Here is a 15,084-nt window from a genome sequence, read left to right as displayed (position 1 = left end):
GCGATGCTTATTGCAGCGCGGGTGTGTAGACCACCTCAATCCCCCGCACCTTCTCGCCCTTCAGTAGCTCGCGGATGGCGTCTGCCGCCTTCTGCTCCGCCACGTGCCAGCGGATGGGCACGCCCGAGGCTGCCTTAAGCTGGCGTTGGGCCTGCTTGATGAGTTGCCTGGCCCCTGATTCCTTGAACCAAGGTTTGGGCGTGAGGTTGTCGTTGAACTTGTTGGCGTAGCCAGGCCCCTTCGCGTCCAGCAATGTCCCGTCCTTGAAGCCATCGAGCTTCACCCCGCCGCTCTTCAAGTCCTTGCCACCCACCCAGTACGCCTCGCTGGTCGAGTGACCGGTGATCTGCTCCTGGTAGCGCGCCGAGCGCTTGCTCATGGATTCGTTAGCCGGTCCCCATTCTCCGGGACCTTCCGGAGCCGCGGGCTGCCCCTTGGCCGCGTCGCCAGCGCGATGGAGGATGATGGCCGCTCCCGGCCCGCCGCTCAGCGCCGTCACCACGCGCCCGGCTGGCACCACCACCCGCTCCACCACCAGCGCCCCTTCCACCGTCAACGTGAGTGCGGGCACGGAGAGGGACTCCAGCCCACGGCCCACCGCCCCCACCGTCCGGGTGGTGCTTCCCGCCGCTCCGTACGTGGACAGCAGCGTGGTGCCCAGCTTCGACAGCGCGCGGATCTGCTCTCCGCGCGTCATCAACCGGAAGCGCTCCAGGTACTCGGGCGAGGTCTCCAGGAGAGCGGCCAGGGCGGAGGGCAGGTGCTTCAAGTCCTCGGCGCTCTGCATGGGGTGGCTCACCAGTTTGCCGATGGACAGCGCCAACTCCACGTAGGAGGCCTCGGCTCCGTCCAGCGTGCGGCTGATAATGTCCGCGTCGTCGTACACCTCGGCCAGCACGCCGGAGGCTTTGTTGTCCCGCAGCTGCTCATCCACTGCGAAGAAGGCCATGCCGTTGCGGCCCGAGTAGAAGCGGCCCACTTCGAAGGCGTGAGCCCGGAAGGCGCCGTCCTTCCACTCCACCTCGGCCACGTGCTGCTGCGTCTGTCCGGTGAGCGCCCACGCCAGGTAACCATCGGGCCTCAGCACCGCCAGCCCTTGGAAGCGCTGCACCCGCTGGAGCAGCACCTCCCGGGGCAATTCCTCTTCTGCCTCCATGGCTTCGCGCAACAGGTAGGAGGCCACCAACCGAGGACCGAACTGGGCCAGGGGGACGGGCTTGTCCAGCAACTCGTCATAGAGAGCCGCTGCGTCCTCGGGGGTGAGGGGCGCCTCGGGCAGGGGTAGCGCCTCGGGGTTGTCCAGCCCGGCCAGCACCAGCACTGCGTCGAAGGCGTCCAGAGCCCGGACGCCGCCCAACACCGCCCGCGTCACCATCCCCGTGGGGCCACCGCCAGCCACTGCCGCGAGAGCGGACGTGGGCTGTAGCTGAGCCTTCTCGCGTGCCGCCGTGTTCGGCATGGGCTGTGGGGTGGCGGGCCGGTAGCGCAGGTTTTCGAACTCCACCCTCGCGCCCAGGGGAATGTCCGCTTTGCCGCTGGCGCAGCCCGCCAACACTCCCCAGAGCACCAGCATCCCCCAATGCCGAGTACCGCAGCGATGGAGCAGGTGGAAGCGGCCTGAGCTCATGTGTTCTCCCCCCTCCGCTCACCAGGACCCATGCGGAGTCAGTGAGCAGTAGAAACCGCTGCTGGCAGGAAGACCACGCCCCGCTGGGTGACGCCGCGTGAGCCTCCCGCCTCCCACTGATTGAGGATGTAGGCTCCCTGCAAGCTGGAGGAGGCCATCCTCTGGCACGGCGGCGAGGCCGAGCACGCTCGGGAGAAATTCCGCACGTTGCCGGCGAAGGATCGCGCGGCGCTGGTGAAGTTCCTGGGCTCACTCTGAGCCCGTGCCGGCCTGTTACAGCTTCGAGGGCTGCGCGGGTCTGGCTTTGAGTAGCCCCGCGCGGTCCAGCAACTCTCGGACCCGCTAGTCGCCAGACGCCGAGCGCACGCTTCAGCGTCCTCCTTCCGCGCTCCCCAGTAAGCGCCGATGTAATACGTCTCGATCATGAGACTGCCCCAGTTATGGGACAGCTTGCTCCGCCCGGCATTACGCAGAGCGGCCTGGCGTCGTGGTGACGTGATCAGCGGACAGCTTGTGCTCCAGGGATGCGGAGTCCTGTGTCATGGGGCCGCCCACGCCCTTGTGTATCTTGGCCTGAGCCGACAGGCTGCGGACCTCGGCGATTGCTTCGGCTGCTCCGTAGGGCGCTCCCAGCTCGGCCAGCCCCTTGCGCAGCTCCTCCTCCAACGCCGCCGCGGACGGGTAACGATCCTCCGGGCTCCGCTGGAGCAACGTTCGCAAGATGGAGCGCAGCGGGGGGGAGACTTCTTCCGTGAGTTCCTCCACCTCCTGGGCCGAGTACGTGGCCGCTCGCAGAATGTACTCGTCCACCTGCTCGGGCAGGTTGGCCAGCATCGCCGTGGTGAGGGCGGCAAACACCTGGGGCCGCACCTCGGGGGTGAGCGCCGCCTCCATGTCCTCGGCGCGCAGGGTGGCGGTGCTGTAGAGGCCCTTCCAACTCACCAGCTCCAGCAGCACCAGACCGAGCGCGAACAGATCCGAGCGCGCATCCATCGGCTCGCCCAGCAGCGCCTCGGGCGCGGCGTAATAGGCTTCCCCTCGCGGCCTCGGCAGAGACGTGGCCACCCGGCCCGGCAGCAGCGAGCGCGCCAGCGAAAAGTCCGCCACGCTGATCCGGCCGTCCGGCCGCAGGGAGATCCGGGCGGGGTTCACGTCGCGGTGGATGATGCCCAGCGGGCGCCCCTGCTCGTCCGTGCGCGAGTGGGCATGGTGCAGGGCACTGGCCACCTCGGCGCCCACGTAGAGCGCGAAGGCCGCGGACAGGCGGGCCCCGCGCAGCATCGCCTCAGTGACCAGGGTGTTGAGCGTCATCCCCGGGACGCGCTCGGAGAGGACGTAGAGCACGCCTTGCGCCTCGGCCCGCCCGAAGATGCGCGCGATGTTGGGGTGCTCGAGATAGGAGGCCAGCCGCACCTCCTCCTCCAGCCGCGAGCGGATCCGGGCGAGCGCCTCGGGCCCGTACAGGTGCGAGGTGGCTGGCAGGCTGCGGACGATGTACTGGCCCTCGGGGCCCTGGCGTGAGTACTGCTGCACGAGCATCACCGTCTCGCCGTGGTTCATCAGCGCCAGCTCGCGCACGAACGCATACGAGAACCCGCCGTGAGAGAAGAGGATCACGCCCTCGGGGCGCTGGGGACCTTGGGCCATGGCCATGGAATGGAAGCTCCTAGAGGCGCGAGCGGAGTGCCGCGCGACAGCACCACACTACCCCGTACGTTGGGGTCAAGTGAACAACGGAGCAGGTTGTCAGGACACAATTCCGCCGCCCCCCTCCACCGCCAAGGGCGCCTGCCGGAGCGTGTCTACTCCTTCAGGCCCTCCCATGCCCTTCTCGGGACCACAGTCGCCATGCTTTGCGCCTTGACTGTGTCGCCCTTGGCTTCCAGCACCGGGATGGGGTTGAAGGTGGCGAGACACACCGGAAACTTCCCTCTGCCCTGGATCTCGACGTGGTCGTAAAAGCCGATGAGCCTACCGAGGGGATATTCTTTCGACTTCTCGGTGACATAGAGCCTGCCGCTGAGCAGCATACCGGCCGGGAACAGATCTCTCCCGAACTGATCCGTAACGACACCCACCACTGGCCCAAGAGTCAGCCAGTAAGAGCCATCGTCCGGGCCTCTTTCGTCAAGCCTGATCCTGATTCTTGACTCGTACGCACCAAAGCGCCAGCCCAGTTTCTTCATGGCTGCAACGGCCCCGGGCGGGCACTCGAAGTTCTCGGGGGGTCTGAATTGGGCGGACGCGCACCCTTGGGCGAGGGCAACTGCCAGGGGCACGGCCTTGCACCAGGCCGGGGAGCCGGGCTTGCCTGGATCGGAGGCTGCTTTCGGCGCGCGTACGGTACGTGCTGACGGGAGAGCAGCTGGCGGCTTGAGCTTCACGGTGGGTCCTTCCTCCGGTGCAGTGGCAGGAGTTGTGGGAGCTGGGCCGAGCGCTGGCGCTGGAGCGGGCGTGGACCCAGGCGAGGAATTCATAGAGGGCAGTGCGGGGCCAGGACTTGGGACTCCTGGCGCAGCCGGCAGCGGAGGCGAGGGGCTGTGTCCACGCGCCAGTCCCACGGCCGCCGCCGCCGCCAGCATGACGGCAGCCACCACGCCCGTGAACACCCATGGCTTGCGACCCCGGTACTTCGCTGGCTCGGCCTGCCTGCCTTGGCCGGGGGCGGGCTGTCTCTGCGCCGAGGGCGGATGTACCTCCCCCGCGTACTCCGGCCCCTGGTGCCCTGCCAGCTCCGTCAGTTTGCGCCGGAGTGTCTCGAAGCTCTCCGGCCGTCGCGCTGGATCGTGCGCGAGCAGCCCCTCCACCAGCACGCTCAAGGCTTCCGGTACGCGGGGGTTGACCTGCCGGGGCGGGAGCAGGTTCGCCAACGGATCCGCGAAATCGGGCCGCGGGTGGTCCTGGGCCGGCAGCGGGTCCGTCAGCAACTCGTAGAGCATCACCCCCACGGCGAAGAGCTCATCCGCCACCTGGAACGGGTAACGCGCCCCACGCTTGCGCCCCCGCTGGTGGAGAAACTTCCGCGCCTCGGGCGCGCGGTAGCGCTCAGTGCCCGGGGGTAACGGCGTGGTGGTCAGCTCCTCGGCGTTGACGTAGGTCGCACAGCCCAGATCGATGATGAGGGGCTCCCCGTCGCTCTTGCGGATCATCACGTTGGACAGCTTCAGGTCCCGGTGAAGCACGCCCCGCGCGTGCATATAGGCCACGGCCTCGGCAATCCGGGAGAAGACGTGCACCAGCTCGCGGAAGGTGGGGTGCATGCGCTCCAGCCAGTCGCCCAGCGTCCAGCCGTCCACGTACTCCAGCACCAGGTACACACGGCCATCCGGCAAGTACCCGAACCCCCGCGCCTTGATGAGATTGGGGTGGTCCATCATCAGCAGGGTGGCCACCTCGCGCAGCGCGCGTGCATGCGTCCTGCCCGTGTCGCCGCTCTGCTCGCGGTGCAGGGCCACCTTGAGCGCGACCGCCTTGCCGTGCTTCTCGGCCTGATGGACGGCACCGAAGCCGCCGGTGCGCAGGGCCCGGACGATCTGCCACCCGTCCACGAGAGTGCCAGGTTGCAGCTCCACCGCTCCAATCATTGATGACCCTCGTTGGCTGGCGGCAGCTTCACCGTGGGAATCGAAAAGGGAGGAGCCCCCTCCGCGCCATGCAATTGCAGGGTGAATTCCGTGCCTGCTCCCTCTGGCGGGATGTCCGCTGCCACGAGCACCCTCACCGAGGTAGGGTCCTCCGGGTCTGGAACTGTCTTCACGGCCCGCACCGGCACCTCACCAGTCTTACCCATCAACGTGGCGCGGGTCAGCTTCCACGCTTGGTGCCCAGGAGGAAGCGTGATCTTCACGTCCACCAGCCCCCAGTTCCACGCGCGATAGGACACTCCATCGTGCGACTTAAAGCCACGCTCGGTTTCGGTGAAGTCAGTAAACGTGGCGGTTCGGATGCCCTCCTGGTCGATGAGGCCAGAGATGACGGCGTCCACGGGCCCCATGGCGGCGGCACATGGCGCGCAGGCGGCCTGACACCCTGCGTCCCGCCGCTCGCTCACAGCCACGTCGATCTCCGTGTCCACCTCGGCGGGAGTCGCAACGAGCGTGAACTCGGCCAGCTCGAAGGAGGTTCCCTCCGCCAGCGGTACACGCATCGTCCAGCGTTCACCGGCCTGGGGCTCGCTCAGGGGTTGGATGATGATCGACCGCTCACCCGAGTCCACGATCTGGATCCGCCCCCTGTCCACCTCGACGGCCTTACCCCGGACGGGGACACCGAACAGGAACACCGTGCGAATCCCCTGAGCGACATGCACCTCCAGGGGAGTGCCGGAGAGGGTCACGGAGCGCTCTCGCCGCTCACGGGCTGGCGCGGGCTGGGTTTGCGCTCCTGTTCCTCCCAGGATGAGCACCAGGGCCACCGTCGCAGATACGGACAAGGGTGCGTAACCTCCCAGGTAGGCACCCTACTACCCGGGGCGATTCCTCGCTACCACGGTGAGGCAGTCGAGGCGCCGCGCTTCTTCTGCTCGGGAGCGCGGCGCTTCCACTTCGCTCAGCTGTCCCCGAGCGGCAGCGGCAGCTGGCGCATCATCCCCGCGGCCTGCGAGAGCCGGCGCCGGACCTGGGTCACCACGCGATCCAGGACCTCGAGCCGCTCGAGGACGAGCTGATCATCTCCCACGGAGACGAGCGTGAACGGCGAAGGCCGCTCCATGCGCATGGCATCGAGCACGTCGGCGAAGTGGCACTCCACGTCTCCCAGGGCATCGAGCCCCTCGCGGAGATCATCCCCCAGGAGATCCACCAGCACCGACGCATCCGTACGCGCAGGCAGCACCCTCGCCAGGTTCTCCATCGCCTCGCTCAGCGGGTTCTCGCTGGTGGGGCGCGAAGTCGCGGGCACGGCAAAGGCTGTGACGGACATCGACATGCGCTGAAGCTACAGGCACGTAGCGAACGGTCAATTTTTCGCCCGCTCCGTGCCTGCTCGCGTCAGATGGAGGGAGGCACTCCCGTACCGCCCGGCGAGGCGGGCGGGCTCGAGGGAGGCGTCACCAGCGTCGTGCCCGAAGTGACTGGAGCCGAAGTGGCCGCTCCAGGCGTCACGTTGCCCGGGGCGGGAGCTGTGATCAGCGCCGGTGGGGGCGCTGCATTGAGCGGCGCGGGCGTGCCGAGCAGCGGCGGCGCGGACGCGGCGGTGAGCGGCGCGGGAGAGCCCAGCAGCGGCGGCGTGGGAATCGTCGTATCCGAGCCGATCGGCGGCGCGGTGGCGACGATGCCCGGACTCACCTGGCCCGTGCCCGCGAAGTTGGTGAAGTTCGGCGGAGAGATCGGCACGGTGAAGGTCCCCGCGGTGGACAGCGTCGGAGGCGTCGTGCCGAGCGCCACACCCGACTCCGCGGCGCCACCGGGAGCCGGAGCCCCCGTAGGCACCGGCTGCTGCGCCGCGAGCGCGGAGCCCGGAGCGGGCGTGCCCGGCATGACGCCCGAGATGTTCGCGGCAGGCGTCGGCGCGCCCGTGGTGGGGAAGGTGCCGCTGATCGTATCCGGCGTCACCGCCCCAGGCCCCACGAGCGTCGCGGTCGTCACCGGCCCGCTGATGGGCTGCCCGGGCACTCCCGGCACCGCCGTAGACGCCGTCCCCACGCGAGTCGCCTCCGTGCCCACGCTCACGCCCGGCACGGCGAGCGGCGCCGGTGAGAGAGGCCCGCCCAGCGTCCCCGGGCTCACCGGAGTCACCGGGCCGCCCGGAGTCCCCGTCACGGGCGCCGCGTTGAAGTCGAAGCCGGCACCGCCAGTGCCCTGGGCCTGCTGCGGCGTCGGAGCCGACGGCACGAACGTACCGTTCTGCCCCACCCCGCCGAACACCGCCATGGGGCCCATGGAGTCCACCGTCATCACGCTCGGCAGCGCCGCCACGGACTTCACCGTGCGCCCACCGAGCTCGATCTCCACATCGTCGAAGGAGAACTGGATGAAGCCGCGCGGCTCGGCGGACGGAGGCAGGTTCCACGCGAGCACCTCGAACTCCGTGTCCCCCTCGCGCGCCACCGGGAGCGGCTGGTGGGACTCATCATCCGTGAACGCGCCGTGGGACAGCGCGTTGGCCTGGATCACCGCGGTGTCGGTGAGGAGCTGGCCATTGCGCCAGACGCTCCCCACGCCCCACACGGCGATGGCCGCGTGCACCCGCGTCGTGAACGGCCAGCCCAGGCCACTGGAGCCATTCATGTCCCGATCCAGGATCACCCCGCCGTCCACGGGGTAGCCCGGCCGAGGCACAGACGAGGGAGCAGCCGCGCCCCCGGAAGCCTGCACGGGCGGAAAACCGGGCTCGTTGAGCTCCACCCGGTACTCCGTCCCTCCCAGCCGGAACTGAGCCTCCAACCGAGCCTTGTCTCCGTAGGTCGCCCCCGGCGTGCCCACCCGGTCCTCGACGGTCAGCGTCGCCGAGCCGAGGCCTCGCTCATAGAGGTTGGGGTACGGGGTTGTCCCCTGGGCGAAGAAGCCCACCGAGGACGTCGTCCGAGCACTGGCCTCATGGCCCTCGAACGTGAAGTCTCCTGCCGGCGCAGCGGCCAGGAGACCTGCCACCATGACACCTAGAAGAGAACCCGCCATCGCTGCCTCCCTTCCACACAAGGTAGGCAGCGGTGCGGGGGAATGCAGGCGCCGCTAGATCAGGCCGCGCGCCCGGCGGATCTGCTCCACCGTCTTGTTGTACTCGATGTCGAAGGCGCTGGTGCCCTCCTGCAGGTGCTTCAGGCGGGAGCGGGCCTCCTTGTCGATCTCGTCGTCCACGTCCAGGTGCTTCTTCATCACCTGGTGGATCTTCGAGCGCAGGACATTGTCGGCGGCGAACACTTCCTCGACGTTCCGGCTGATCAGCAGGAACTCGATCATCTGATTGATGACGTATTCGATCCCCTCGTCACCCATCTTGAAGCCGCGCACATCCGCCATCTCGCGCTTGACCTGGTTGAACTTGGAGTAGTCGTACCCGCGACGCTCCAGCGCCTCGCGTGTCGCCTGGTTCACACGCTCCTCGTTGGCCAGGTACTCGCGCATGATGGCCGACAGATCCATCTCCGCGTCGGCCACCCGCATCGGCTCCACCTCGATATCCCCGTCCTGCATCAGCAGCTGGATGCACTCCCGCGAGATGATCGGGATCACCTTCGGATAGAGCCTCATGTGTCGCTCCCTCACCCTCTTTTGCGTACCGTCTAACGCGATCGCTATAAATCAGCGCCGCGCCCAGCCGCAATGAAAAACCCCGGAAACCGCATGGTTCCGGCTTACTTTTCTCTCGAAATTCCCGAGCAGAAAATTAATCACGCCGAACCGGCTGGCGACCCTCCTTCGGAGGATTTTTCGTCCACGGCGGCGCCAGCGTCGGCCAGGGAGGCCTCCCGGATGGGGTCGGCCTCGTCCTCTTCGGGGTGGCCGTGAAGGGCGGCGTGGACCCGCTCGGCGACCGAGGGACCGACCACCTCGGCCAGATCCTCGATGGTGGCCTCCTGCACCCGCTTGAGTGATCCGAAGTGGCGCAGCAGTGTCTTGCGGCGGACCTCTCCCACCCCGGGGATGTCCTCCAGGGCAGAGCGGATGCGGCTCTTGCGCAGATCCTTGGCCTGGTAGGTGATGGCGAAGCGGTGGGCCTCGTCGCGCATGCGGGTGAGCATGAACATCTCGGCGGAGTTCTGCGGGAGGATGATCGGATCCTTGCGGCCGAGCACGAAGACGCGCTCAGGGCTGCGAGCGCTCTCCTCGTCGCGATCGAACACCTCCTGGTCGCGGCTCTTGGCCAGGCCTACAACGTCCACCTTCTCGACACCCAGGTCCTTCATGGCGGCGTGGGCGCTGGCGAGCTGGCCCTTGCCGCCGTCGATGACGAGCAGATCCGGCAGATCCTTCTCCTCCAGGCCGCGCTTGAGGCGGCGGGAGAGCACCTCGTACATGCTGGCGAAGTCGTCCTGCTTCTCGAGCGTCTTGATCTTGAAGCGGCGGTAGCGGGACTTGTCGGCCTCGCCATCGGTGACGGCGACCTGGGAGGCGACGATGCTGGAGCCCTGGAAGTGCGAGATGTCGAAGCACTCCATGCGGCGCGGGTAGTTGCGCAGGTTGAGCTTCTGCTGGAGCTTGGAGAGCGCCGCGTCGGTCTCGTCCTTGGAGCGCTTGCGCTCGATGAAGGCCTGCTCGGCGTTCTTGGCGGCCATGAGCACCAGCTCGTGCTTCTCGCCGCGCTTGGGCACCATGACGCGGACCTTGGCGCCCTTGCGCTCGGAGAGCAGGGCCTCCAGGCCCTCCAGGCTCTCGGGCTCGAGCGGCAGCAGCACCTCCTCGGGCACGAAGCTGCCCTGATCGTAGTAGAGGTTGACGAAGGAGGGCAGCAGCTCCTCGTCAGGGAACTCCTGGCTGCCGAAGGGGAAGGCCTGGCCGCCGTTGAGCCGGCCCTGCCGCACCCAGAGGACGTAGAACATGATCCGGTCACCCTGGCGGTACAGGGCGAAGACGTCCTGATCCTTGAAGTCGGTGGTGGCCACCTTCTGGCGCTCGAGGCTGCGCTCGATGGCCAGGAGCTGATCCCTCAAGCGCGCGGCCTCCTCGAACTTCAGCTCGGACGCGGCGCTCTTCATGCGGCCCTTGATTCCATCCACCAGCTCACTGGCCTTGCCCTCCAGGAAGAGCACCACCTCGTCCACGCTGCGGCGGTATTCCTCGGGCGGCACCGGGTAGACGCAGGGCGCCGGGCAGCGGCCGATCTGGTAGAGCAGGCAGGGGCGCTTGCTGTTGGCCATCACGTGGTCCGTGCAGGTCCGCAGGCGGAAGTAGCGGTTGATGAGGCGCAGGGTCTCCCGGATGGCGCCGGCGCTCGAGTAGGGCCCGAAGTAGCGCGCCCCATCCCGCTCGTACTTCCGGACGACCTCCAGCCGCGGGTAGTCCTGGGTCCGGTCGAGCCGCAAGGAGATGAACTGCTTGTCGTCCTTGAGCAGGACGTTGAAGCGCGGCTTGTGCTTCTTGATCAGCTCGTTCTCGAGGAGGAGCGCCTCCTTCTCGTTGTGGACGAGCACCGTCTCGATGTCCTCGAGGATCGAGTCGAGCATCGACACGAAGACGCGCGTATCCCCGGTCCGGGTGAAGTACGAGCGCACGCGGTTGCGCAGGTTGATGGCCTTGCCCACGTAGATGATCTGGCCGCGGCGGTCCTTCATCAGGTACACGCCGGGTTCGGTGGGCAGTGCGTCCAGCTTCTCCTGGAGCCGGGCGTCCATGGTGGGCTAGCGCCTCCTCCGGCCCTTGGCCGCGTTGCCTCGCCGGCCCTTCATGGGGGTGTCCTTCTCGGCGGGCTTGGGCGGGGCGGCCAGCAGCGAGCGGCTGGGCGGCTTGAGGCCCAGATCCATCTCCTTGAGCAGGACGATGCGGTCGCGGAACTGGGCGGCCTTCTCGAACTCCATCTCGTCGGCGGCGCGCTGCATGTCCTTGGTGAACTCCCCGATGAGGCGCTTGATCTCCTGGGGGATGAGCAGATCGTTCTCGGCATCGGCGGCCATGGGCAGGGCCATGGGGTCGGCGTCGTAGTGCTGGGCGGACAGATCCAGGATGGCGCTCTTGACCGAGCGCGGGGTGATGCCGTGCTCCTGGTTGTAGGCCTTCTGCACCGCGCGGCGGCGGTCAGTCTCCTCGATGGCCTTCTTCATCGAGTCGGTCATCTGATCCGAGTACATGATGACGTGGCCGTTGAGGTTACGGGCCGCGCGCCCCATGGTCTGGATCAGCGACACGTGGCTGCGCAGGAAGCCTTCCTTGTCGGCATCGAGGATGGCCACCAGGGACACCTCGGGGATGTCGAGGCCCTCGCGCAGCAGGTTGATGCCCACCAGCACGTCGAAGAGGCCCTTGCGCAGGTCTCGGATGATGGCGGTGCGCTCGATGGCGTCGATGTCCGAATGCAGGTAGCGGACCTTGACGCCCACGTCCGTGAAGTACTCGGTCAGGTCCTCCGCCATGCGCTTGGTGAGCGTCGTCACCAGCACGCGCTCCTGGCGGGAGATGCGGACGCGGACCTCCTCCAGCAGATCGTCCACCTGGTTGGAGGCGGGGCGGACCTCGACCTCGGGATCCGTCAGGCCGGTGGGGCGGATGATCTGCTCCACCACCACGCCCTTGCTCTTCTGCAGCTCGTACTCGGAGGGGGTGGCGGAGACGAAGAGGGCCTGCTGCACCATGCCTTCGAACTCGTTGAACTTGAGCGGGCGGTTGTCCAGGGCGCTGGGCAGGCGGAAGCCGTACCCCACCAGCGTCTCCTTGCGCGAGCGATCGCCGCGGTACATGGCGCCGATCTGCGGAATCGTCTGGTGGCTCTCGTCGATGATGACGAGCATGTTGCGCGGGAAGTAGTCGATCAGGCACGGGGGCGGCTCGCCGGGAGCGCGGCCCGAGAAGTGGCGCGAGTAGTTCTCGATGCCATTGCAGAAGCCCACCTGCTCGATCATCTCGAGATCGAACATCGTGCGCTGCTCCAGCCGCTGGGCCTCCAGCAGCTTGCCCTCGCTCTTGAAGGCCTGGAGCCGCTCGGCCAGCTCGTCGCGGATGGTCTGGAGCGCGCGCTTGCGGGTGTCCACCTCCGTCACGTAGTGGCTGGCGGGGAAGACGACGATCTTCTCCAGCGCGCCCAGCGTGAGGCCGCGCAGCGGATCGAACTCGGTGATCTTCTCCACCTCGTCGCCGAAGAAGCTGATGCGGACGGCGCGCTCCTCCTCGTAGGCGGGGAAGATCTCCACGGTGTCACCGCGGGCGCGGAAGGTGCCTCGGTGGAAGTCGAAGTCGTTGCGCTCGTACTGGGCCTCCACCAGCCGGCGCATGAGCGCGTCCCGGCCCAGCTCGGCGCCCAGGTTCACGGTGATGGCCATGTCCACGTAGGAGCGCGCGGTGCCCAGGCCGTAGATGCAGGACACGCTGGCCACGATGATCACGTCATCGCGGATGCGCAGGCTGTGGGTGGCCGAGTGGCGCATCCGTTCGATCTCGTCATTGATGGACGAGTCCTTCTCGATGAAGGTGTCCGACGAGGGGACGTAGGCCTCGGGCTGGTAGTAGTCGTAGTACGAGACGAAGTACTCGACGGCGTTGCTGGGGAAGACCTCCTTGAACTCGCCATAGAGCTGGGCGGCCAGGGTCTTGTTGTGGGCGATGATGAGCGTGGGCCGCTTCACGTTGGCGATGACGTTCGCCATGGTGAAGGTCTTTCCCGAGCCGGTGACACCCAGCAGGGTCTGGTACTGATCCCCGCGCACCACCCCTTCGGTGAGCTCGGCGATGGCCCTCGGCTGGTCGCCCTCCGGCTTATGGTCACTGACGATCTGGAAGTCCGGCATGGCCCGGACATTTAACACCCGACAGCACAGCAGGCTGGCACTTCCTGCATGCCTGCCCGCCAGCGGACGGACGCGGGGCTACTTCGCCCCCTTCGCCTCCAGAGCTTCGGCCGCCTTGAGGGACTCCAACCGGGGGGCCTCGAACTCGTCTCCCTTGTTCCAGTAAGGCCCCTCGGGCGCCCGAGCCACATGGGCGCCCAGGAGGAAGTACAGGCGCACGTCCTCCACGGCTCCGCTCAAGTCCCACTCGGGGCGCAGCTCATCCGAGGGCTGGTGGTAGTGCTTGGCCTCCCACTGCTCGCGCTGCTGCTTGCCCCACCCTTCCGGCCGGCCGATGAAGTCCATGCCGCTGCCGAAATACGCCGCGGGGATCCCCAGCTTCGCGAACGCGAACTGATCCGAGCGGTAGAAGAAGCCCCGGTCGGAGAGCTGATCCGCCTTCACGGTGCGGCCCTGCGCCTTGGCCAGCCCGGTGATGATGGGATCGAGGCTGGACTTGCCCAGGCCGATGACGGTGACGTCTCGCGTGCGCCCGAGGATGTTCACGCCATCGATGTTGAGGTTGGTGGCGATGCGGCCCGGGGGAACGGGCAGGTGCGCGGAGAGGTACTGCGAGCCCAGGAGCCCCTGCTCCTCCGCGGCCACGGCGGCGAAGAGGACGGTGCGGCGTGGGGGCTTCGGCAGGGCCTGGAAGGCTCGCGCCACCGAGAGCAGGGCCGCCACGCCGGACGCGTTGTCCACCGCGCCGTTGTAGATGGCATCCTCGCCGGGCTTGGCGTTCCCCTTCATGCCCAGGTGATCGTGGTGCGCGGTGTAGAGGACCACCTGCTGCGCCAGCTTCGGGTCGCTGCCGGGCAGCACTCCCAGCACGTTGGCGGTGGGGCGGCGGCGCACCTGGGTCGAGAACCGGGTGGAGACCTTCACCCCGAGCGGCACGGGCTGGAAGTCGCGGTTCTGCGCCGAGGCCACGAGCGCGTCCAGGTCCTTCCCCGCGAGGTGGACGATGCGCTGGGTGGCCTCCTCGGTGGTCCAGGCCTTCACCTGGAGGCGCGGCCCGGAGGTGGCGGGCAGCTCGAACTGCTCGCCGGACCAGGAGGTCTGCACCACCTGCCAGGGATAGCCGGCGCTTGGAGTGGTGTGGAGGATGATGGCCCCGGCGGCGCCCACCTTCGCGGCCTGCTCGTACTTGTAATCCCAGCGCCCGTACCAGAGCCGCGTCCGGCCCGCGAAGAGCTGCGGATCATCCGCTGGATCGCTGTTGAGGATGAGCAGCGTCTTGCCCCGCAGATCCATCCCCTTGAAGTCATCCCAGGCGTACTCGGGAGCGACGATGCCGTAGCCCACGAAGACCAGCTCCGAGCCCTCCAGCTTCGCCTCCGGCTCCTGCACGCCGGACACGGCGATGAAGTCGTCATGGAACTTCAGCTCGGTATGCGCGGACGCGGTGGAGAAGGAGAGCTGCTCCGGGTGGCCGGTGATGCCCACGAGCTCGAAGGGCTGCAGGTAGCTCCCGTCCTCGCCGCCCGGCTTCAGCCCGGCCGTCTCGAACTGGGAAGCGATGTAGGCCTGCGCGAGCTCATCCCCGCGAGTGCCGGGCCCGCGCCCCTCGAGCAGATCATGCGCGAGGAAGCGCACGTGGCCGCGCAGCAGGTTGGCGTCGATGGCCTGTGAAGCGGCCTTCTCCGCGGGAGTGGTGAGCGGCACGCCCTGCGCGAGGGCGGGCAGCGCGTGAAAGATGAAGAGCAGGGCCAGCAGGCGCTTCATGAAGCAGAGCCCTAACATGAAGCTCCGCTCCTCGGCAGGCTCAATCGCAGCCCGAGGAAGCGGCCGCGAGGTGGGTCCCCTGCCCGGTCATGCCGGCTCGGTGGTCGGCGGCGCCACCTTCCACGTGGTGCCGCCCGCCGTGTCCATGATCTCCACGCCCTTCGTCTTCAGCTCCGTGCGCAGCCGGTCCGCCTCGGCGAAGTTCTTCGCCTTGCGCGCCTCGTTGCGCTGGGCGATGAGCCGCTCCACCTCCGCCACGTCGATGCCGCGCTCGCGCACGGCCCGCTCTCGCCGGCGCAGGAGCCACTGCCCCGGCTCA

At 67.9% G+C, this 15,084-nt stretch carries 10 protein-coding genes and 3 pseudogenes; 1 reads left to right on the top strand and 12 read right to left on the bottom strand.

The genetic code is table 11. From position 1 onward, the window contains the following. Positions 1-7: 7 nt before the first annotated feature. Positions 8-1,627 carry a Tox-REase-5 domain-containing protein gene (locus ACJ8AT_RS35760; protein ID WP_407742450.1) on the bottom strand — a complete coding sequence of 540 codons (1,620 nt, stop codon included), beginning with the start codon at positions 1,625-1,627 and terminating at the stop codon, positions 8-10. A gap of 144 nt (positions 1,628-1,771) precedes the next feature. Here ACJ8AT_RS35760 and ACJ8AT_RS35755 point away from each other — a divergent pair. After that, positions 1,772-1,885, top strand: a pseudogene (locus ACJ8AT_RS35755) (di-heme oxidoredictase family protein); the annotation flags it as partial. Between the two features lie 98 nt (positions 1,886-1,983). On the opposite strand, the pseudogene ACJ8AT_RS35750 reads toward ACJ8AT_RS35755, so the two are convergent. From ACJ8AT_RS35750 to cysS, 11 genes and pseudogenes are all read right to left on the bottom strand, one after another. Then, a pseudogene (locus ACJ8AT_RS35750) lies at positions 1,984-2,052 on the bottom strand (Imm52 family immunity protein); the annotation flags it as partial. Between the two features lie 40 nt (positions 2,053-2,092). Continuing rightward, positions 2,093-3,280: a serine/threonine protein kinase gene (locus ACJ8AT_RS35745; protein WP_407742449.1), complete on the bottom strand. Its 1,188-nt coding sequence runs from the start codon at positions 3,278-3,280 to the stop codon at positions 2,093-2,095. A gap of 149 nt (positions 3,281-3,429) precedes the next feature. Further along, the gene (locus ACJ8AT_RS35740) at positions 3,430-5,211 is read right to left on the bottom strand and encodes a serine/threonine protein kinase (RefSeq protein ID WP_407742448.1); all 1,782 of its coding nucleotides are present in this window, start codon (positions 5,209-5,211) and stop codon (positions 3,430-3,432) included. Further along, the gene (locus tag ACJ8AT_RS35735; protein ID WP_407742447.1) at positions 5,208-6,059 is read right to left on the bottom strand and encodes a DUF2381 family protein; all 852 of its coding nucleotides are present in this window, start codon (positions 6,057-6,059) and stop codon (positions 5,208-5,210) included. Before ACJ8AT_RS35735 ends, ACJ8AT_RS35740 begins: the two co-directional genes overlap by 4 nt. A gap of 116 nt (positions 6,060-6,175) precedes the next feature. Beyond that, positions 6,176-6,553 carry a hypothetical protein gene (locus ACJ8AT_RS35730; RefSeq protein ID WP_407742446.1) on the bottom strand — a complete coding sequence of 126 codons (378 nt, stop codon included), beginning with the start codon at positions 6,551-6,553 and terminating at the stop codon, positions 6,176-6,178. Between the two features lie 62 nt (positions 6,554-6,615). After that, entirely contained in the window at positions 6,616-8,220 is a 1,605-nt protein-coding gene (locus tag ACJ8AT_RS35725) for an elastin (RefSeq protein ID WP_407742445.1), read from the bottom strand. Between the two features lie 78 nt (positions 8,221-8,298). Next, entirely contained in the window at positions 8,299-8,817 is a 519-nt protein-coding gene (locus ACJ8AT_RS35720) for a DUF507 family protein (RefSeq protein ID WP_407742444.1), read from the bottom strand. Between the two features lie 140 nt (positions 8,818-8,957). Then, entirely contained in the window at positions 8,958-10,898 is a 1,941-nt protein-coding gene (uvrC, locus tag ACJ8AT_RS35715; protein WP_407742443.1) for an excinuclease ABC subunit UvrC, read from the bottom strand. A gap of 6 nt (positions 10,899-10,904) precedes the next feature. Then, entirely contained in the window at positions 10,905-13,001 is a 2,097-nt protein-coding gene (gene uvrB, locus ACJ8AT_RS35710; protein WP_407742442.1) for an excinuclease ABC subunit UvrB, read from the bottom strand. A gap of 78 nt (positions 13,002-13,079) precedes the next feature. Next, a complete protein-coding gene (locus ACJ8AT_RS35705) occupies positions 13,080-14,783 on the bottom strand; it encodes a M28 family peptidase (RefSeq protein WP_407742441.1) in 1,704 nt (567 codons plus the stop codon). A 69-nt stretch (positions 14,784-14,852) separates the two neighbouring features. After that, a pseudogene (gene cysS / locus ACJ8AT_RS35700) lies at positions 14,853-15,084 on the bottom strand (cysteine--tRNA ligase); the annotation flags it as partial.

Origin of the sequence: Hyalangium sp., from assembly GCF_045802625.1 — a bacterium.
Classification (GTDB): domain Bacteria; phylum Myxococcota; class Myxococcia; order Myxococcales; family Myxococcaceae; genus Hyalangium.
Note: the sequence above shows the minus strand (reverse complement) of the source record. Positions and strands in the feature narration are given on the sequence as shown.

Coding starts and splice junctions, on each gene's coding strand:
- ACJ8AT_RS35760 (WP_407742450.1), bottom strand. CDS start 1,627: ATGAGCTCAGGCCGCTTCCACCTGCTCCATCGCTGCGGTACTCGGCAT.
- ACJ8AT_RS35745 (WP_407742449.1), bottom strand. CDS start 3,280: ATGGCCATGGCCCAAGGTCCCCAGCGCCCCGAGGGCGTGATCCTCTTC.
- ACJ8AT_RS35740 (WP_407742448.1), bottom strand. CDS start 5,211: ATGATTGGAGCGGTGGAGCTGCAACCTGGCACTCTCGTGGACGGGTGG.
- ACJ8AT_RS35730 (WP_407742446.1), bottom strand. CDS start 6,553: ATGTCGATGTCCGTCACAGCCTTTGCCGTGCCCGCGACTTCGCGCCCC.
- ACJ8AT_RS35725 (WP_407742445.1), bottom strand. CDS start 8,220: ATGGTGGCAGGTCTCCTGGCCGCTGCGCCGGCAGGAGACTTCACGTTC.
- ACJ8AT_RS35720 (WP_407742444.1), bottom strand. CDS start 8,817: ATGAGGCTCTATCCGAAGGTGATCCCGATCATCTCGCGGGAGTGCATC.
- uvrC (WP_407742443.1), bottom strand. CDS start 10,898: ATGGACGCCCGGCTCCAGGAGAAGCTGGACGCACTGCCCACCGAACCC.
- uvrB (WP_407742442.1), bottom strand. CDS start 13,001: ATGCCGGACTTCCAGATCGTCAGTGACCATAAGCCGGAGGGCGACCAG.
- ACJ8AT_RS35705 (WP_407742441.1), bottom strand. CDS start 14,783: ATGTTAGGGCTCTGCTTCATGAAGCGCCTGCTGGCCCTGCTCTTCATC.